15 protein-coding genes are annotated in these 18239 nt (G+C 67.7%); 2 read left to right on the top strand and 13 right to left on the bottom strand.

Going from position 1 to position 18239, the window contains the following annotated elements; translation table 11 throughout:
• Positions 1-7: 7 nt before the first annotated feature.
• From recQ to IWH25_RS16175, 8 genes are all read right to left on the bottom strand, one after another.
• Positions 8-1834 carry a DNA helicase RecQ gene (recQ, locus tag IWH25_RS16210; protein WP_203386798.1) on the bottom strand — a complete coding sequence of 609 codons (1827 nt, stop codon included), beginning with the start codon at positions 1832-1834 and terminating at the stop codon, positions 8-10.
• Complete coding sequence (locus IWH25_RS16205; protein ID WP_203386797.1) at positions 1827-2789, bottom strand: TerC family protein; 963 nt, start codon at positions 2787-2789, stop codon at positions 1827-1829. The genes recQ and IWH25_RS16205 overlap by 8 nt, the downstream gene beginning before the upstream one ends.
• A 10-nt stretch (positions 2790-2799) precedes the next feature.
• Positions 2800-3006 (bottom strand): hypothetical protein, encoded by a 207-nt coding sequence (locus IWH25_RS16200; protein WP_203386796.1) that lies wholly within the window; start codon positions 3004-3006, stop codon positions 2800-2802.
• 224 nt (positions 3007-3230) lie between these two features.
• Positions 3231-3974 carry a UDP-2,3-diacylglucosamine diphosphatase gene (locus tag IWH25_RS16195; protein ID WP_203386795.1) on the bottom strand — a complete coding sequence of 248 codons (744 nt, stop codon included), beginning with the start codon at positions 3972-3974 and terminating at the stop codon, positions 3231-3233.
• Positions 3971-4468 carry a peptidylprolyl isomerase gene (locus tag IWH25_RS16190; RefSeq protein WP_203386794.1) on the bottom strand — a complete coding sequence of 166 codons (498 nt, stop codon included), beginning with the start codon at positions 4466-4468 and terminating at the stop codon, positions 3971-3973. Before IWH25_RS16190 ends, IWH25_RS16195 begins: the two co-directional genes overlap by 4 nt.
• An 18-nt stretch (positions 4469-4486) precedes the next feature.
• Positions 4487-5056 carry a peptidylprolyl isomerase gene (locus tag IWH25_RS16185; protein ID WP_203389285.1) on the bottom strand — a complete coding sequence of 190 codons (570 nt, stop codon included), beginning with the start codon at positions 5054-5056 and terminating at the stop codon, positions 4487-4489.
• Entirely contained in the window at positions 5056-6258 is a 1203-nt protein-coding gene (locus IWH25_RS16180; protein WP_203386793.1) for a L,D-transpeptidase family protein, read from the bottom strand. Before IWH25_RS16180 ends, IWH25_RS16185 begins: the two co-directional genes overlap by 1 nt.
• Entirely contained in the window at positions 6258-7361 is a 1104-nt protein-coding gene (locus tag IWH25_RS16175) for a nuclear transport factor 2 family protein (protein WP_203386792.1), read from the bottom strand. Before IWH25_RS16175 ends, IWH25_RS16180 begins: the two co-directional genes overlap by 1 nt.
• 171 nt (positions 7362-7532) lie before the next feature.
• Here IWH25_RS16175 and cysS point away from each other — a divergent pair, with 171 nt between their 5' ends.
• Positions 7533-8906, top strand: coding sequence for a cysteine--tRNA ligase (gene cysS / locus IWH25_RS16170; RefSeq protein ID WP_203386791.1), 1374 nt, complete (start codon positions 7533-7535; stop codon positions 8904-8906).
• Positions 8907-9100: 194 nt separating this feature from the next.
• Here the strand turns inward: cysS and IWH25_RS16165 are convergent, their stop codons facing one another.
• From IWH25_RS16165 to grpE, 5 genes are all read right to left on the bottom strand, one after another.
• Entirely contained in the window at positions 9101-11404 is a 2304-nt protein-coding gene (locus IWH25_RS16165; protein WP_203386790.1) for a diguanylate cyclase, read from the bottom strand.
• 76 nt (positions 11405-11480) lie between these two features.
• Positions 11481-12638: an ABC transporter substrate-binding protein gene (locus IWH25_RS16160; RefSeq protein ID WP_203386789.1), complete on the bottom strand. Its 1158-nt coding sequence runs from the start codon at positions 12636-12638 to the stop codon at positions 11481-11483.
• A 275-nt stretch (positions 12639-12913) separates the two neighbouring features.
• Complete coding sequence (dnaJ, locus tag IWH25_RS16155; RefSeq protein ID WP_203386788.1) at positions 12914-14056, bottom strand: molecular chaperone DnaJ; 1143 nt, start codon at positions 14054-14056, stop codon at positions 12914-12916.
• A 102-nt stretch (positions 14057-14158) separates the two neighbouring features.
• Entirely contained in the window at positions 14159-16093 is a 1935-nt protein-coding gene (gene dnaK, locus IWH25_RS16150) for a molecular chaperone DnaK (RefSeq protein WP_203386787.1), read from the bottom strand.
• A 74-nt stretch (positions 16094-16167) separates the two neighbouring features.
• Positions 16168-16728, bottom strand: a complete 561-nt coding sequence (gene grpE / locus IWH25_RS16145; protein ID WP_203386786.1) for a nucleotide exchange factor GrpE — start codon at positions 16726-16728, stop codon at positions 16168-16170.
• Between the two features lie 117 nt (positions 16729-16845).
• Between grpE and IWH25_RS16140 the strand changes: the two genes are divergently transcribed.
• Positions 16846-18207: a protein kinase domain-containing protein gene (locus tag IWH25_RS16140; protein WP_376990410.1), complete on the top strand. Its 1362-nt coding sequence runs from the start codon at positions 16846-16848 to the stop codon at positions 18205-18207.
• Positions 18208-18239: the final 32 nt, after the last annotated feature.

Below are 18239 nucleotides of genomic sequence, written 5' to 3'. Positions count from 1 at the left end.
CGGCGCCCTATCCCCGGTCGCCGAGCAGCGCCAGCAGCTCGTCGCCGTAGTGCTCGATCTTCGCGGCGCCGATGCCGCTGACCATCGCCAGATGCCCGCGCGTGCTCGGGCGCATCTCGGCAAGCTCCTTCAGCGTGCGGTCGTGCAGGATCACGTAGGCCGGCACGCCCTGCTCGCGGGCGGTGTCGGCACGCCACTGGCGCAGCCGCTCGAACAGCGCGGCGGCTTCCGCCGAGAGGTCGGCGACCAGTGTCGCGGCCTTCGCCTTCTTCGCCTTGGCGCCGCCTTTCCTGGCCACGTGGCGGCGCAGTTCGAGCGTGCGCTCGCCCTTCAGCAGCGGCCGCGCGTCCGCGGTCAGCTTCAGCGCGCCGTGCTCGGCGAGGTCGGCGTGCAGCATGCCGGCGGCGACCAGCTGGCGCAGCACGGCGCGCCATTCGGCGTCGTCGAGCTCGGCGCCGACGCCGAACACCGACAGGCTGTCGTGCCCCCACTGCGCCGCCTTGTCGCTCTTCTTGCCGCGCAGCACGTCGATCACGTGTAGCGCGCCGAAGCGCTGGCCGGTGCGGTAGACGGCGGAAAGCGCCTTCTGCGCGACGACGGTGCCGTCGAACAGCTCGGGCGGGTCGAGGCAGACGTCGCAGTTGCCGCAGGCCTCGTGTTTCTCGCCGAAGTAGTCGAGCAGCACGACGCGGCGGCAACGCGGCGCCTCGCAGTAGGCGAGCAGCGCGTTCAGCTTCTGCGCCTCGAGCCGCTTCTGCTCGGGCGGCGCGTTCGATTCGTCGATGCGCGAGCGCTGCAGCACGACGTCCTGCAGGCCGTAGGCCATCCACGCTTCCGAGGGCTCGCCGTCGCGGCCGGCGCGGCCGGTCTCCTGGTAGTAGGCTTCGATGCTCTTCGGCAGGTCGAGGTGGGCGACGAAGCGCACGTCGGGCTTGTCGATGCCCATGCCGAAGGCGATCGTCGCGCAGACGATCAGCCCGTCCTCGCGCAGGAAGCGGCGCTGGTTCTCGGCGCGGCTCGCGGCATCCATGCCGGCATGGTAGGGGACGGCGGAGAAGCCCTGCTCGTTGAGCCAGGCGGCGGTCTCCTCGACCTTCTTGCGCGACAGGCAATAGACGATGCCGGCCTCGCCCTTCCTGTCGGCGAGGAAGGCGAGCAGCTGGCGGCGCGGGTTGTCCTTCTCGACGACCGTGTAGCGGATGTTCGGGCGGTCGAAGCTGGAGATGAAGATGCGCGCGTCGCCGAGGCCGAGGCGCTGCACGATCTCGTTGCGCGTGGCCTCGTCGGCGGTGGCGGTCAGCGCGATGCGCGGGATGTCCGGGTAGCGCTCGTGGAAGGCGGAGAGCTGCAGGTACTCGGGGCGGAAGTCGTGCCCCCACTGCGAGACGCAGTGCGCCTCGTCGATCGCGAACAGCGCGATGCGGCCCTGCGCGTGCAGGCGCTCGATGAGCCCGGCGCTGCGCTCGCCGGCGAGCCGCTCCGGCGCGATGTAGAGCAGGTCGAGGTCGCCGGAGAAGAGCCGGCGCTCGATCTCCTGTACCTCGGGCCAGTCCAGCGTCGAATTGAGGAAGGCGGCGCGCACGCCGGCCTGCAGCAGCGCGTCGACCTGGTCCTGCATCAGCGCGATCAGCGGCGAGACGACGATGCCGACGCCGGGACGCAGCAGCGCCGGGATCTGGTAGCACAGCGACTTGCCGCCGCCGGTCGGCATCAGCACCAGCGCGTCGCCGCCGTCGGCGACGTGCGTGATGATCTCCTGCTGGCTACCCCGGAAGGCGGGGTAGCCGAAGGTGGTGCGCAGGATCTCCAGCGCGTCGCGCGTACGCTCAGTCACTCGCCATTTCCTTCTTCTCCGGAATCAGCCACGACGCGGCGATCGAGGCGACGAGGATTGCCGCGACGACGCCGAGCGACAGGAACACCGGGATCTTGAACCATTCGACGACCAGCATCTTCGTGCCGATGAAGATCAGTACCAGCGCCAGGCCGTACTTCAGCAGGTGGAAGCGGCCGGCGAGGTCGGCGAGCAGGAAGTACAGCGCCCTGAGGCCGAGGATCGCGAAGATGTTCGAGGTCATGACGATGAACGGGTCGGTGGTGATGGCGAAGATCGCCGGGATGGAGTCTACCGCGAAGATGACGTCGGTGATGCCGATCAGCACGACGACGACGAACAGCGGCGTGAACCAGCGGGCGCCGTCCTTCGTCAGCCACAGCTTCTCGCCGACGAACTCCTTGGTGATCTTCAGGTGGCCGCGCATCCATTTCAGGATCGGGTTCTTCTCCAGGTCCGGCTCGTGGTCGGCGGCCCAGATCATCTTGATGCCGGTGATCAGCAGGAAGGCGCCGAACAGGTAGAGGATCCAGTGGAACTGCGCGATCAGCCAGGCACCGATCAGGATCATGATCGCGCGCAGCACGACGGCGCCGATGACGCCGATGATCAGCGCCCGCTTCTGCAGCTCGGCCGGCACGGCGAAGGCGGTGAACAGCATCAGGAAAACGAAGATGTTGTCGACCGACAGCGATTTCTCGATCAGGTAGCCGGTCAGGAACTCGGTCGCCTTCAGGTTGGCGAGCTCGCGGCCGGCGGTCTGGTCGAGCCAGAACCACAGCCCGGCGTTGAAGACCAGCGCCAGCGCGACCCACAGCAGCGACCAGCCGAGCGCCTCGCGCACGCCGACCGCGTGCGCGCCCTTCTTTTCCAGTGCGAGCAGGTCGACGGTGATGGCGACGACGACGAACAGCGCGAAACCGGCCCACATCCAGCCGTTGGCAATGCCTTCCATGGCGGCCTCCTTACCAGCTGTTGTGGTGGCGGGGATCGACGCGGCGGAATTCGCCGTCGATGACGCGGCCCGGCGCGGCGTGGGCCGCGCGCTGCGCATGGGCACGGGCGGGGCGCATGGTGGATGCCGCGGCGCGCCGCAGGATGAAGCCGCCGAGGCGCATCAGGCCGCGCAGCAGGGCAAGACGGATGAGGTTGGAGAGGCTGGGGATTTTCATTGTGTCGGCTCCATGTCGAAAAAGGGTTGCTGTCGAAGCCCCTTGCCGACACCGGCGCGTCAACGAAAAAGACCTTTGCCGGGCGGCAAAGGTCTCGCTTGCAGAGGCGGCGCGCGTTGCGCTTGCCGCTTGCCCGACAGGCCGGAGAGCTTCCTCTCGTATTGACGACCGGTCGATCCAGCTACTCCCCTTTGGGGTAGACGAATTCTGCCGCAGCCGCGGGTTCAGGTCAAGCGCTCGCGGCTGAGCCGCTCGCCGTCCCAGGCCAGGCATTCGCCGCGGGCGCTGCCGTTTTCGTCGTGCCAGTCGGCGAGCACCCAGCGCTCGACGTGGATGCCGTCGACGATGTGGTCGTGCGTCGCCGGCCGGTGCGTGTGGCCGTGGATGAAGGTGGCGTAGCCGTGTTCGCGCAGGAAGTCGTCGGTGGCGCCGGCGTTCACGTCCATCAGGTAGTCGGCGCGGCCGGCCTTGTCGGCCTTGCCGGCTTCGCTCCGTTCGCGCAGCGCGCGGGCGATCGCGTGCCGTTCGGCGAGCGGCTTCTGCAGGAAGGCGGCCTGCCATTGCGGGCTGCGCGACTGCGCGCGGAAGGCCTGATAGTCGCGGTCGTCGGTGCACAGCGCGTCGCCGTGCGACAGCACGAACTGCCATTCCGGCGTCGACAGCACGTAGGGGTCGGGCAGCAGGCGGGCGCCGGCGGCGGCGGCGAAGGACTCGCCGAGCAGGAAGTCGCGGTTGCCGCGCATCACGTTGACCGCGACGCCGGCGCCGCTCAAGTCGCGCAACGCGGCGACGACCGCAGCGTGCACCGGGTCATCGAGATCGTCGTCGCCGACCCAATACTCGAACAGGTCGCCGAGGATGTACAGCGCCTCGGCGGCGCGCGCGCGGCCGCCGAGGAATTTCAGGAAGAGGGCGTTGAGTTCCGGGGTCTGCGCCGAGAGGTGCAGGTCGGAGACGAAGAGGATCAAACCGCCTCGGCCTTCTCGATGATCACGTCGTCGACCGGGACGTCCTGGTGGAAGCCCTTGTTGCCGGTGCGCACGCCCTTGATCTGGTCGATCACGTCGAGGCCGTCGACGACCTCGCCGAAGACGCAGTAGCCCCAGCCGTTGCCGGACGGCGCCTTGAAGTCGAGGAAGTCGTTGTCGACGACGTTGATGAAGAACTGGGCGGTCGCCGAGTGCGGGTCGCCGGTGCGCGCCATGGCGATCGTGCCGCGCTTGTTCTTCAGGCCGTTGGCCGCCTCGTTGTCGATCGGCGCGCGCGTGTCCTTCTGCTTCATGCCCGGCTCGAAGCCGCCGCCCTGGATCATGAAGCCCTTGATCACGCGGTGGAAGATGGTGTTGTCGTAATGGCCGGCGGCGACGTAGGCGAGGAAGTTCTCGACGGTTTTCGGGGCCTTCTCGGCGTCGAGCTTGAGGGTGATGACGCCGAAGTTGGTGGTGAGCTTGACCTGGGACATGGGGGTTCCTTGCTTGGGTTACTTTTCGGAGAGGATTTTGACCGACTGGATAGTCACCGGTTCGAGCGGCACGTTCTGGTGGAAGCCGCGGTTGCCGGTCTTCACCTGCGCGATCCTGTCGACGACGTCGAGGCCTTCGCTGACCTTGCCGAACACCGCGTAGCCCCAGCCGTCGCGCGACGGGTAGTCGAGCGGCGCGTTGTCGGCGTGGTTGATGAAGAACTGCGCGGTCGCCGAGTGCGGGTCCTGCGTGCGCGCCATGGCGATCGTGCCGCGGGCGTTCTTCAGGCCGTTCTTCGCCTCGTTCTGGATGGGCGCCTTGGTCGGCTTCTGCGCCATGTCGGCGGTGAAGCCGCCACCCTGGATCATGAAGCCGGGGATCACGCGGTGGAACACGGTGCCGTTGTAGAAGCCCTCGCCGGCGTAGGCGAGGAAGTTCTTCACCGTCGCCGGCGCCTTCGCGTCGTCGAGCTCGATCACCAGGCGGCCGGCGCTGGTCTGCATCTCGACCTTCGGGCCGGCCCAGGCCGCGGCTGAAATGGCGGATGCGGCCAGCGCGGCGGCGAGCAGGGAAACTTTCTTCAGCATCATGCGGCTCCTTCGTAAACGATCTTCCAGGTCCCGTCCTCGCGGATCCAGTACTGGCGTTTCTTCATCTGGTTGGACAGGTTGTTGCTGCGGTAGTCCTGCTCGAAGGTGACGACCACCAGCTCCTCCTTGCCCGGGTTGCGGAACATCGAGAGGTTCTCGGTCTTCACCTTGATCCATTCCTTGCCGGCGTTGACCTGGCGCTTCTGTTGCGCGAACTCGGCGAGGCCCTGCTTGCCCGACTGGAACTTCTTCGAGTAGTGGCGCAGGAAACGCTCGGTGTCGCGGCTCTCCCAGTCGGCGCGCCATTCGGCGAGCTTTTTGTTGAGCGATTCGCGCTCGGCCTGCCAGTCGTCGAGCGACAGCCATTCGATCTCGTTGCTGATGATCACCGGCGTCAGCCCCGGCTGCAGGTTCTTGGCGAGCGCGTCGAGGTCCTGGTTGGCGAGCACGACGCAGCCGTCGGAGGCCTTCGGCGGCCGCGAGAAGGTGTCGGACGGCGTGCCGTGCAGCCAGATGCCGTGGCCGTTGCGGCCCTGCCGCTTGTCCCACTCGTTCGGGTAGTTGATCGGGAAGGCGCCGCTGCCGTAGAAGTCGGTCAGCTTCTGTCGCGGCAGGCTGGTGGTGACGTGGTAGACGCCGACCGGCGTCTTCTTGTCGCCCTCGCGCACTTTCTCGGCGCCGAGCTTGCCGTGGCTGATGTAGTAGTCGGCGACGAAGCGCGGCCGGCCCTTGTCGTTCTCGTAGAGGTAGAGGCGCGCCTTCTGCGTGTCGACGACGACCGCGTGCTTCTGGTCCGGCTGCATCTGCAGCAGGTAGCGCGGCACGGCGTTGGCCGACGGCTTCTGGCGGTGGCCCTTGAGGCGGGCGACGGCCTCCTCGCGCAGGTCGGCGAGGCGGTCGGCCGGCGCGTTGGCGGCGTTGCCCAGCGTCGAGATCGGGCGCGTGCGGGCGAGCAGCAGGTCGCCCTTGATCAGGTGGCCGAGGCGGAAGTTGGGGTGCTGGCGCAGCAGCGACTCGGTCAGCTCGAGCGCCTTGTCGAGGCGGTTCTTCTCGATCTCCTGGTAGACGCGCATCAGCTGCGCTTCCGGGCCGGAATCCGAGTAGGTCTGCGGCAGCGCGCCCGAGCGGCCGGAAATGGAGAGCGCCGGGGCGACGGCAGCGATGGCCAGCAGCAGGCCACCGAAGGCGAGCCGCCTCATCAGCCGACGCGCTCCTGCTGGATCAGCCACTTGCTGCCGGCGCGGATCAGCACCAGGGTCTTGCCGGCGGACGAGCTGAGCGTCGCCGACTTGTAGTTCTGGCGGAACTTGACCGTCGCCTTGTTGCCGTCGACCGAGACCTTGAGGTCGTCGACGCTGACCTGGATCTTGCCCGGCTTGTCGATGCGCTGCTGGCGCTCGGCCTCCCAGGCCTTGCGCGGCATGCCGTTGGGCGTCTGGAAGTCGGGCGCGTAGTGCGCGAGGTAGGCCTTGACGTCCTTCTTCGACCAGGCGGCGGCCCAGCTCTGCACGGCGGCAGCCGCGTCCGCCTCGCCGGCGGCGGCGTCGTTCGCCGGCTTGGCCGGGGCGGCCGGTTTCTCCGCCGGCTTGTCGGCGGCCTTCGGGGCTTCCATGGGCCTCGCCGGCGTCACCGCCGCCGGGGAGACCGGGACGACGGTGGCGGCGGCCGGCTTCGGCGGTTCGGCCGCGGGCTTCGCCGGCTCGGCGGCGGCGACCTTGACCGGTTCGGCCGGTTTCGCAGCGGCGGCAGGCTTGCTGCCCGGGCGCACGTTGGTGCTGACCAGGTCGCGGATCAGCGACAGCTTGCCCTGTGCCGCGGCGTTGTTGGAATCCAGCTGCAGCGCCTTGTCGTAGGCCTGGCTGGCGAGCTTGGCATAGACGTCGCCGAGGTTCTCGTAGGCGATGGCGTAGGCCGGGTGCGTGCGGATCGCCATCTCCAGCGCGGTGCGCGCCTTGTCGTACTGCTTCTGCTGCGCGTAGAGCACGGCCAGGTTGTTGTACGGCTCGGGCAGCTCGGGATAATCCTCGGTGAGCTTGGTGAACACCGCGATGGCGTCGGCCGGGCGGTTCATCTCGGTCAGGATCAGGCCCTTCATGAAGCGGCCCTGCGCGTCGCGCGGCTTGCCGGCGATGTAGGCGTCGGTCTTCTCGAGCGCCTGCGGGTACTGGCCGGCCTTCATCAGCTTCTGGATGTCGGCGAGGTTGTCGGCTTGCGCGAGCGGGGCAGCGAGCCCGAGCGCGAGCGCAACGAGAATGGCCGGCAGGCGGGTGGTCTTGAGTCGGGTCGGAAGGCGGGTGGGCATCGATGTGGTATACTTCGCCGGGTTGGGTTGTGCGGTCTGGCTTTAACCGGCGAATTCTAACAAGAAGCGTCGCGAAACCCAAACGCCGGAACCGTCTTCCCCGCCCCATCTTTCCGGATATTTCCACGGCCCGCGGCTTCTCGTCGCGGAGCGCCCGAGCGAGCGCGCCAGATGCTGAAAATCTACAACACCCTGACCCGGGAAAAGCAGGATTTCGTCCCCATCGAGCCCGGCCGCGTGCGCATGTACGTCTGCGGCATGACGGTTTATGACTATTGCCACCTCGGCCATGCGCGCGTGCTGGTGGTCTTCGACATGGTGCAGCGCTGGTTGAAGGCCTCCGGCTTCGACGTCACCTACGTCCGCAATATCACCGACATTGATGACAAAATCATCAGGCGCGCGGTCGACAACGGCGAGACGATCGGCCAGCTGACCGAACGCTTCATCGCCTTCATGAACGAGGACGCCGCCGCGCTCGGCGTGCAGAAGCCGGACCACGAGCCGAAGGCGACCGAGTACGTGCCGCAGATGCTGGAGATGATCGGCCAGCTGGAGCGGAACGGGCTGGCCTACCAGGCGGCCGACGGCGACGTGAACTATTCGGTGCGCAAGTTCCCCGGCTACGGCAAGCTTTCCGGCAAGTCGCTCGACGACCTGCGTGCCGGCGAGCGCGTCGAGGTCGACTCGGCCAAGCAGGATCCGCTCGACTTCGTGCTGTGGAAGCACGCCAAGGAGGGCGAGCCGTTCTGGACCTCGCCCTGGGGCAACGGCCGCCCGGGCTGGCACATCGAGTGCTCGGCGATGAGCTCGCAGCTGCTCGGCCGGCATTTCGACATCCACGGCGGCGGCCAGGACCTGCAGTTCCCGCACCACGAGAACGAGATCGCGCAGTCCGAGGGGGCGCACGCCTGCACCTTCGTGAACTACTGGATGCACAACGGCTTCGTCCGCGTCGACGACGAGAAGATGTCGAAGTCGCTCGGCAACTTCTTCACTATCCGCGAGGTGCTGAAGAAGTACGACGCCGAGGTGGTGCGCTTCTTCATCCTGCGCGCGCACTACCGCAGCCCGCTGAACTATTCGGATGCGCACCTCGACGATGCGCGGCACGCACTGACCCGGCTGTACACGGCGCTCAAGGGCGATGCGGCGGCCGCCGCCGCGGTCGACTGGAACGAGGCGCACGCGCAGCGCTTCCGTGCCGCGCTCGACGACGACTTCAACACGCCGGAGGCGATCGCCGTGCTCTTCGACCTGGCGAGCGAGGTGAACCGCAGCCAGTCGGCGGCGCTTGCCGCGCAGCTGAAGGCGCTCGGCGGCGTGCTCGGCCTGCTCGGCCGCGACCCGCAGTCCTTCCTGCAGGCGGCCCCGGTCGCCGCCGGCGACCTGACGCCGGAGCGCATCGAGGCGCTGATCGCGGAGCGCGCGGCGGCGAAGAAGGCGAAGGACTTCGCCACCGCCGACCGCATCCGCAAGGAACTCACCGCCGCCGGCGTCGTGCTCGAGGACTCGGCGCAAGGCACCACCTGGCGGCGCGCCTGAGCAAGCGCGAAAGCGCTTGCGAAGAAGTACTCCCGGGGTGCGCCTGAGCAAGCGCGAAAGCGCTTGCGAAGAAGTACTCTCGGGGTGCGCCTGAGTAATGCGCTTAGCGCATTACGAAGAAGTACTCGTGGGGGGGCGCCTGAGCGCGCCTCATCGACGGCAGGCGGCGTCCGCCGCCCGCCGCTTCCTTTCCCTCAGTCGACGATGTTGCCCATCCCCGGCACGATCCGGATCACCCGGTTCTTGCCGCGGCGCTTGGCCTCGTAGGTGCCGCTGTCGGCGCGGGCGACGAAGTCGCGCGGCGTCTCGCCGGCAACGAAGGTGGTGACGCCGATGCTCGCCGTGCAGCACACGGTGCTGCCGTCGCCGGGCCGGATCTCGCTGCCGGCGAACATCGCGCGCACCCGCTCGGCGGCGGCGATCGCTTCGCCCATCTCGGTCTCCGGCAACAGTACGACGAACTCCTCGCCGCCGTAGCGGAAGGCTTGGTCGGTGCGGCGCAGGCAGGCGGTGATGCACTCGGCGAGGCGGATCAGCACCTGGTCGCCCTCGACGTGGCCGTAGCGGTCGTTGAACTGCTTGAAGTTGTCGATGTCCATCAGCATCAGCGCCAGCGGGTGCTGGTAGCGCTGGCAGCGGTCCATCTCCTCGCGCAGGCGCTGCGCGAAATGGCGGGCGTTGTAGAGGCCGGTCATGCCGTCGGTGATCGACAGCACGCGGTAGCGCTCCTCGCTCTGGCGCAGGTTCTCCTCGGCGCGTTTCTGCTCGGTGATGTCCTGCAGCGTCTCGATGGCGCCGACGATCTCGCCCTGCGCGTTGCGCAGCGGCGCCGCGGTGAAGTACAGCCAGCGGCCGCTGTTGCCGAAGTTGGCGAAGAAGTCCTGCGCCTCGTAGCCGCCCTCGACGATCTGCGAGCGGTGGAACTGCTTGTTCAGGTAGTAGCGCGACAGCTTCTCCTCGACCGCGCCGTCGACGACCAGGTCGGCGAGGCAGGGACGCTCGGCGGGGTAGAAGGCGCGCCACTGCTGGCGGGTGCCGATCACCTCGCTCGCCGGCACGCCGGTCAGCGCCGCGCAGGCGCGGTTCCAGTGGGTGACGCGGTGCGTCTGGTCGACGACGAAGGCGGCGACCGCCGAGCCGTCGATGATCTGCGCCAGCCGCCGCTCGCTTTCCTGGATGCGCTCCTCGGCCCGCTTGCGCTCGCTGATGTCGAGCAGCGTCTCGATCGCGCCGATCGTCCGTCCTTGCTCGTCGTGCAGCAGCGCCGCGGCGAAATGCAGCCAGCGCGGCCCGCCGTCGAGGTCGGGGAAGAAGTCCTCGACCTCGAAGGCGCCGTCGATGGTCGCCGATCGGCGGTAGCGGCCGTCGTAATAGCGGGCGATCTCTTCGTCGCCGGCGCCGTCGAGGACGAGGTCGGCGAGCACCGGGCGGTCCCGGCGGTACACCTCGTGCGCGAGGTCGCGGGCGCCGATCGCGCTGTCCGCGCTGCGGCCGAGGAGGATTTCGGCGGCACGGTTCCAGTGCGTGATGCGGTGCTCGCGGTCGATCACGAAGGTTGCCACCGAGCTGCACTGGATGATCTGACGCAGCAGCGTCTCGCGTTCGCCGAGCGCGACCTCCGCCCGTTTCTGCGCGGTGACGTCCTGCAGCGTCTCGATTGCGCCGACGACGTTGCCGTGGCTGTCGTGGAGCGGCGCCGCGGTGAAGAACAGCCAGCGGCCGCAGTCGCCGAAATTGGGGAAGAAGTCCTCGGCCTCGTAGGAGCCGGGGATCAGCGTCGAGCGCCGGTAGTCCTTGTCGCCGTAGTAGCGGTTGAAGCGCGACTCGATCGCGCCGTCGAGGACGAGGTCGGCCATGCACGGCCGCTTCTTCGCGTAGAACGCGCGCCACTGCTCGCTGGTGCCGATCACGTCCTCGGCGGCGATGCCGGTCATCGCCTCGCAGGCGCGGTTCCAGTGAGTGACGCGGTGCTGCTGGTCGATCACGAACATGGCGACCGACGAGCCATCGACGATCTGCGCCAGCCGGCGTTCGCTTTCGCGCAACTCGGCGTCCAGCTGCGCGCGTTCGCTCAGCGCGCGCCGCCGCGTCTGCAGCGCCGCCGCCTCGTCCGTCAGGCGCTCGGCCCAGTGGCCGGCTGCGTCGCGGACGATGAAGTCGTCGGCGCCGGCCTTGAGCAGGCTGACCGCGGTGTCGACCGACGCCGTCGCGCTCAGCACCAGCGTCGGCGGCAGGCGGCCGGAGGCGGCCAGTGCGCTATAGGCGCCGAGCAGCGCCTGCGCGTCGTCGCCGCAGATCAGTGCCAGGTCGAAGGCGGCGCCGGCGGCGTTCAGGTGGCGCAGCGCGGTCGTCACCGTCCGACAGCGCGTCGCCTTGCCGTCGCTGGTGATGGTGCGCGCCGCCCGGTCCAGGGTGTCGTCGGTGGGAGCGTCGAGTTCGAGCTGCAGGAGGCGCATGGCGTTGGCGGTGTGGTTGGACGGCGTTGCCGATCTTGCCATCAGGCCGGGGCGCGGGCAACGCCGGCCGGCAAGAAAAATCCCGCTGCCGCGGGATTCTTCGGGGGGCGTCGGCGGTTCAGCGCAGTACGCGGCCGCCGCTGCCGATCACTGTCAGGTCGACATACTTGGAGCCGCTGCGCTCGCTCGGCGAGAAATTGACGCGATAGCCGCCGACGTCGAGGTTGGACATGCCTTCCAGCGTCTGCACCAGTTTTTCGCGCGTGAGGTCCTTGCCGGTCTTGCGGATCGCCTCGACCAGCACCTTCGCGGTGATGTAGCCCTCGATGCCGTAGTACGAATAGTTGGTGTTCTTCTTCGCCTGCAGCAGGCGCTGGTATTCGCGCACCACCGGCGTCGTGTCGTTGAACGGATAGGGCATCACCTGCGAGATGCCGATGCCGCGCGCGTCGTTGCCGAGTTCCTTGGCCAGCAGGTCGGCGCCGACCGGCGACAGCGTCATGAACTGCGGGTTCTGGCCGGCCTTGCGCATGGCCTTGACGAAGGCGGCGGTCGGCTTGAACAGCGTGACCATCACCACCGCCTGCGGCGCCGCCTTGGCGATCGCCTTCACCGCCGCGTCGACGTCGAGCGAGTTGCGCTCGACGGTGCCGACCGCGGACGGCGTGACGTTGTGCTTTTTCAGCGCGGCGGTGACGCCCTCCAGGCCGGACAGGCCGAAGCCGTCGTTCTGGTAGAAGACGGCGATGTTCTTCAGCCCGAGCGAGACCAGCTGGCTGACGATGGCGTCGGTCTCGTCGGCGTAGCTGGCGCGGATGTTGAACATGTAGCGGTTGTTCGCGTTCTCGCGCGGCGAAACGCGGATCGTGCCGGCGCCGGAGATGGTGCCGACCAGTGGCACGCGGGCCGGGCCGAAGACGTCGTTCATCGCCTGCGTCGTCGGGCTCGAGCCGTAGTACTGCAGCAGCGCGAAGACGCCGTGCTCGTTGATCAGCTTGCGGGTGTTGGCGACCGTACGCTCGGTTTCGTAGCCGTCGTCGAGGGCGATCAGTTCGAGCTTGCGGCCGTTGACGCCGCCGGTCCTGTTGAGGTGCTCGAAGTAGGCGCCGATGGCTTCCTTCATTTCCAGGCCGTAGGCGCCGTTCGGGCCGCTGAACGGCGACGACATGCCGATCGTGACCGTGCTGTCGGTGACGCCGACTTCCGCGGCGACAGCGGCGGTGGCGCACAGCCAGCCCGCCAGCGCGAACCGTGCCGCCTTGCGCAACAAGCTCATCGTGGTATCTCCTCTCCCTAGTCTGTAGACGAGCGCTACAGTTCTGTCAGCAATAGAGGATGACCCGGCAAGCTGACACGGGTCTTACAGGGGGGCGGCGGCCGGGCTGCCCCGGGCGCCGCGCGGGCTCAGGCGCCCTCCAGGAGGGGCTTCTTCGCGAAGGGCTGGCGCCCTCCGCTCAGGTGCACCCCGGGAGTACTTCTTCGCGAAGGGCTGGTGCCCTTCGCTCAGGCGCACCCCGGGAGTACTTCTTGGCGAGGGCTCGCGCCCTTCGCTCAGGCGGCGCTGAAGAAGTCGCGGACGCGGTCCATCCACGACTTGGCGCGCGGGTTGTGCCTGCCGCCGCCGTCGCGGTTGCTGATCTCCTCGAGCTCGCGCAGGAGCTCGCGCTGGCGCTCGGTGAGGTTGATCGGCGTCTCCACCGCGACGTGGCACATCAGGTCGCCGTGCGTGCTGCTGCGCACGCCCTTGATGCCCTTGCCGCGCAGACGGAAGACCTTGCCGCTCTGCGTTTCCGGCGGAATCTTGATCTTCGCCACGCCGTCGAGCGTGGTGATCTCGATCTCGCCGCCGAGCGCCGCGGTGGTGAAGCTGATCGGCATCTCGCAGTGCAGGTCGTTGTGCTCGCGCTGGAAGACCGGGTGCGGCTTGAGGTGGATCTGGACGTAGAGGTCGCCCGGCGGGCCGCCGTTGACGCCGTGCTCGCCCTCGCCGGAGAGGCGGATGCGGTCGCCCTCGTCGACCCCGGCCGGGATCTTCACCGCCAGCGTCTTGTGCTGCTTGATGCGGCCGGCGCCGTGGCACTCGGTGCACGGCTCGGGGATGATGCGGCCGGTGCCGTGGCACTTCGGGCAGGTCTGCTGGATCGAGAAGAAACCCTGCTGCAGCCGCACCTGGCCGGAGCCGGAGCAGGTCGGGCAGGTCTTCGGCTGCGTGCCGGGCTTGGCGCCCGAGCCGTGGCAGCGCTCGCATTCCTCCATCGTCGGGATGCGGATCTTGGTCTCGGTGCCGAAGGCCGCCTGCTCGAGCGTGATCTCGAGGTTGTAGCGCAGGTCGGCGCCGCGGTAGATGTTCGAACGACCGTGGCCGCCGCCGCCGCGGCCGCCGAAGATCTCGTCGAAGATGCCGCCGAAGGCGTCGGCGAAGCCGCCCATGCCGGCGCCGCCGAAGCCGCCGCCCATGCCGGCCTGCGGGTCGACGCCGGCGTGGCCATACTGGTCGTAGGCGGCGCGCTTCTGCGGGTCGGACAGGATTTCGTAGGCTTCCTTGGCTTCCTTGAACTGCTCCTCGGCCTTCGGGTTGTCCGGATTGCGGTCCGGATGGAACTTCATGGCCAGCTTGCGGTAGGCCTTCTTGATCTCGTCGTCGGCGGCGTCGCGGTTGACGCCGAGGACTTCGTAAAAGTCGCGTTTGGACATGGGGGCAGGGGCTAGGGACTCGGGGTGAGGGGCTGGAAAATGCGACGCGGCCGGCGGCCAGGGGGCGATTCTACTCGCCCCCGGCCGCCGGCCCCTGGTTCCTTACTTCTTGTCCTTGACCTCGGTGAACTCGGCATCGACGACGTCGCCGTCGTCCTTCTTCGCCTGCTGGCCGCCGCCCGCCTGGGCGCCGGCTTCGGCGCCGCCGGCCTGCGCCTGCTGCTGCGCGTACATCTTCTCGCCCAGCTTCTGCGCGGCCTGCGACAGCGCCTCGCTCTTCGCCTTGATGAGCTCGAGGTCGTTGCCGCGGATGGCGTCCTCGGCTTCCTTGACGGCGGCTTCGATCTTCGCCTTCTCGTCGTCGGCGAGCTCCTTGCCGTATTCGGTCAGCGACTTCTTGACCATGTGGATCATGCCGTCGGCGCCGTTGCGGGCATCGGCGAGCTCGTGCGCCTTCTTGTCCTCTTCGGCGTGCAGCTCGGCATCCTTGACCATGCGCTGGATCTCCTCTTCCGAGAGACCCGAGTTGGCCTTGATGGTGATCTTGTTTTCCTTGCCGGTGGCCTTGTCCTTGGCCGTCACGTGCATGATGCCGTTGGCGTCGATGTCGAAGATGACCTCGATCTGCGGCATGCCGCGCGGGGCCGGCGGGATGCCTTCGAGGTTGAACTGGCCGAGGCTCTTGTTGCCGGCCGACATCTCGCGCTCGCCCTGAAGCACGTGGATGGTCACCGCCGACTGGTTGTCGTCGGCGGTCGAGAACACCTGCGAGGCCTTGGTCGGGATCGTCGTGTTCTTCTGGATCAGCTTGGTCATGACGCCGCCCAGCGTCTCGATGCCGAGCGACAGCGGGGTGACGTCGAGCAGCAGCACGTCCTTCACTTCGCCCTGCAGCACGCCGCCCTGGATCGCGGCGCCGACGGCGACCGCCTCGTCCGGGTTCACGTCCTTGCGCGGCTCCTGGCCGAAGACTTCCTTGACCTTGTCCTGGACCTTCGGCATCCGCGTCTGGCCGCCGACCAGGATCACGTCGTCGATGTCGCCGACCTTGCAGCCGGCATCCTTCAGCGCGGTCAGGCAGGGGGCGACGGTGCGCTCGATCAGCTCGTCGACCAGCGACTCGAACTTGGCGCGGGTGATCTTCATCGCCAGGTGCTTCGGACCCGAGGCGTCGGCGGTGATGTAGGGCAGGTTGATCTCGGTCTGCTGCGACGACGAGAGCTCGATCTTGGCCTTCTCGGCCGCTTCCTTCAGGCGCTGCAGCGCGAGCACGTCCTTCTTCAGATCGACGCCGGATTCCTTCTTGAATTCGTCGATGATGTAGTCGATCAGGCGCTGGTCGAAGTCCTCGCCGCCGAGGAAGGTGTCGCCGTTGGTGGCCAGCACTTCGAACTGGTGCTCGCCGTCGATCTCGGCGATCTCGATGATCGAGATGTCGAAGGTGCCGCCGCCGAGGTCATAGACGGCGATCTTCTTGTCGCCCTGCTTCTTGTCCATGCCGAAGGCCAGTGCCGCCGCGGTCGGCTCGTTGATGATGCGCTTCACTTCGAGGCCGGCGATGCGGCCGGCGTCCTTGGTCGCCTGGCGCTGGCTGTCGTTGAAGTAGGCGGGGACGGTGATCACCGCTTCGGTGACTTCCTCGCCGAGGTAGTCCTCGGCGGTCTTCTTCATCTTGCGCAGCACTTCGGCGGAGACCTGCGGCGGCGCGATCTTCTTGTCGCGCACCTCGACCCAGGCGTCGCCGTTGTCGGCCTTGACGATCTTGTAGGGCATCAGGGCGATGTCCTTCTGCACTTCCTTTTCCTCGAAGCGGCGGCCGATCAGGCGCTTCACCGCGTAGAGGGTGTTCTTCGGGTTGGTGACCGCCTGGCGCTTGGCCGGCGCGCCGCACAGGATCTCGCCGTCCTCGGAGTAGCCGATGATCGACGGCGTCGTGCGCGCGCCTTCCGAGTTCTCGATGACCTTCGGCTGGCCGCCTTCCATGATGGCGACGCAGGAGTTGGTGGTGCCGAGGTCGATGCCGATGATCTTGCCCATTGCTTTTTTCCTTTCGAGAGAATGTCTTGCGATGTCACCCAAGTGGGGGTGGCATCAGTGATTTCAATGCCGGATCAGCTGTCCTTGGCCTTGGCGACGGCCACCATCGCCGGCCGCAGCGTGCGCTCGGCGATCAGGTAGCCCTTCTGGAAGACCTGGACGACGGTGTTGGCCGGCTGCTCGGCGTCGATCATCGCCATTGCCTGGTGCTTGTGCGGGTCGAACTTCTCGCCGACCGGGTTCAGCTCGACGATCGCGGCCTTGTCGAAGGCGGCGACGAGGTTCTTCAGCGTCATCTCGACGCCGGCGCGCAGGCTGTCCGGGTTGGGGTCGGCGAGCGCCATTTCGAGCGTGTCCTTGACCGCCAGCAGGTCGCCGGCGAACTTCTCGACGGCGAACTTGTGCGCCTTGGCGATGTCTTCCTGGGCGCGGCGGCGGGTGTTTTCGGTCTCGGCCTTGGCACGCAGCCAGGCGTCATGGTGTTCCTCGGCGCGCAGTTCGGCCTGGCGCAGCAGCTCTTCCAGGCTGGGGGTGCTGTCTGCCGCCGCGGCAGCGGCCGGGGCGACCTCCTGGGCGGTTTCCGGGGTGTCGGCGTCCGGCAGCAGGGGGTCCTGGGGCGTGGTCGGTTCTTGCATTTGGCGCCTATCGGGATCGGGTTTTCGTTGAAAGTTGCCTATAGCTTGGGGCGGTGCGCGGGCTTTCAAGAGGCGGATGAATTTTTTTTGCTTTGCGCTGCCGGCGATCCTGCTAGGATTGAATTCATGACGGAGCGCATCGGCAAATACGAGGTCCAGCGAACCCTCGGCAAAGGGGCGACGGCGACCGTCTATCTGTGCCGCGACCCCGATGCCGGGCGCGAGGTGGCGGTCAAGGTGATCCGGCTGGACAGCGACAACGCCGCGATGTCGCGGCGGCTGCTCAAGCTGTTCAACACCGAGGGCGGCGTCGGCCGGCGCCTCGAGCACCCGAACATCGTCCGCGTCTACGACGCGATGATCGAGAGCGAGCGTGCCTACCTGGTCATGGAGTACGTCGACGGCACGCCGCTCGACCAGTTCGTCTCGATCAGCAAGCTGCTGCCGCTGCACCGCGTCATCGGCATCGTCTTCAAGTGCGCGCTGGCGCTCGACTACGCCTACCGGCAGGGGGTCATCCACCGCGACATCAAGCCGGCCAACATCCTCGTCACTGCCGACGACGAGCCGAAGATCACCGATTTCGGCCTGTCGCTCAACCTGCAGCGGGAGGAGGGGGGCAATTCGACCTTCATCATGGGCGTCGGCTCGCCGGCCTACATGTCGCCGGAGCAGATCAAGGCCTATCCGCTCAACCAGAAGACCGACCTCTACTCGCTCGGCGTCGTCCTCTTCCAGCTCTTGACCGGCCGCCTGCCGTTCCGCGCCAACAACCCGGCGACGCTGGTCTACCGCATCATCAACCAGGACACGCCGTCGATCTGCGCGCTCAACCCGAATCTACCGCCGGGGCTCGACCCGATCCTGAAGAAGGCGCTCGAGAAGGATCTCTACAACCGCTACAAGAACGGCGCCGAGTTCGCCAAGGACCTCTCCGCGGTGCGCTACCAGATCCTCGAGGAGCACGAGACGCAGGAGGATACCGAGCATTTCCGGATGCTGCGCGAGTTGCCGTTCTTCGCCGATTTCGAGGACATCGAGATCTGGGAGGTGCTGCGCATCTGCGTCTGGCGCGAGATCGCGGCGAAGGTGATGCTGATGCAGGAAGGCGACGAGAGTCGCCATTTCGGCATCATCGTCAAGGGCTATGCCGAGGTGTCGGCGGACGGGCGGGCGATCTGCCGCCTGGGCGAGGGCGAGGTGGTCGGCGAGATGGCCTACCTGCACCCGAAGAACCACAAGCGGCGGGCGAGCGTGGTGACGCTGGAGCCGACGCTGTTCCTCGAGGTCAATCCGGCGGCGCTCGGGCTGAGCTCGGAGGAGGTCCAGGAGCGCTTCCACAAGGCGCTGATCGAGCGCGTCCTCGACCGCCTCGCCGAGGCCGACCGCATCCTGTCGCAGCAGGGGCAGCGTGCGGTCAGCGCCGAATCGTCGGCGCCGTTCGCCGCCGGCAAGTTCGACCTCGAACTGCTACCCTGATCGGGGCCGAAGCCGCCGCCGGCCCGGGCGGC

It is taken from the genome of Azospira restricta (genome assembly GCF_016858125.1).
GTDB classification, from domain to species: Bacteria; Pseudomonadota; Gammaproteobacteria; order Burkholderiales; family Rhodocyclaceae; genus Proximibacter; species Proximibacter restrictus.
Note: the sequence above shows the minus strand (reverse complement) of the source record. Positions and strands in the feature narration are given on the sequence as shown.

What these genes read in the sequence shown, in the direction of transcription:
- IWH25_RS16205 (WP_203386797.1), bottom strand. Translation starts at nt 2,789, where the DNA reads ATGGAAGGCATTGCCAACGGCTGGATGTGGGCCGGTTTCGCGCTGTTC.
- IWH25_RS16200 (WP_203386796.1), bottom strand. Translation starts at nt 3,006, where the DNA reads ATGAAAATCCCCAGCCTCTCCAACCTCATCCGTCTTGCCCTGCTGCGC.
- IWH25_RS16190 (WP_203386794.1), bottom strand. Translation starts at nt 4,468, where the DNA reads ATGTCCCAGGTCAAGCTCACCACCAACTTCGGCGTCATCACCCTCAAG.
- IWH25_RS16185 (WP_203389285.1), bottom strand. Translation starts at nt 5,056, where the DNA reads ATGCTGAAGAAAGTTTCCCTGCTCGCCGCCGCGCTGGCCGCATCCGCC.
- IWH25_RS16180 (WP_203386793.1), bottom strand. Translation starts at nt 6,258, where the DNA reads ATGAGGCGGCTCGCCTTCGGTGGCCTGCTGCTGGCCATCGCTGCCGTC.
- IWH25_RS16175 (WP_203386792.1), bottom strand. Translation starts at nt 7,361, where the DNA reads ATGCCCACCCGCCTTCCGACCCGACTCAAGACCACCCGCCTGCCGGCC.
- cysS (WP_203386791.1), top strand. Translation starts at nt 7,533, where the DNA reads ATGCTGAAAATCTACAACACCCTGACCCGGGAAAAGCAGGATTTCGTC.
- IWH25_RS16165 (WP_203386790.1), bottom strand. Translation starts at nt 11,404, where the DNA reads ATGGCAAGATCGGCAACGCCGTCCAACCACACCGCCAACGCCATGCGC.
- IWH25_RS16160 (WP_203386789.1), bottom strand. Translation starts at nt 12,638, where the DNA reads ATGAGCTTGTTGCGCAAGGCGGCACGGTTCGCGCTGGCGGGCTGGCTG.
- dnaJ (WP_203386788.1), bottom strand. Translation starts at nt 14,056, where the DNA reads ATGTCCAAACGCGACTTTTACGAAGTCCTCGGCGTCAACCGCGACGCC.
- dnaK (WP_203386787.1), bottom strand. Translation starts at nt 16,093, where the DNA reads ATGGGCAAGATCATCGGCATCGACCTCGGCACCACCAACTCCTGCGTC.
- grpE (WP_203386786.1), bottom strand. Translation starts at nt 16,728, where the DNA reads ATGCAAGAACCGACCACGCCCCAGGACCCCCTGCTGCCGGACGCCGAC.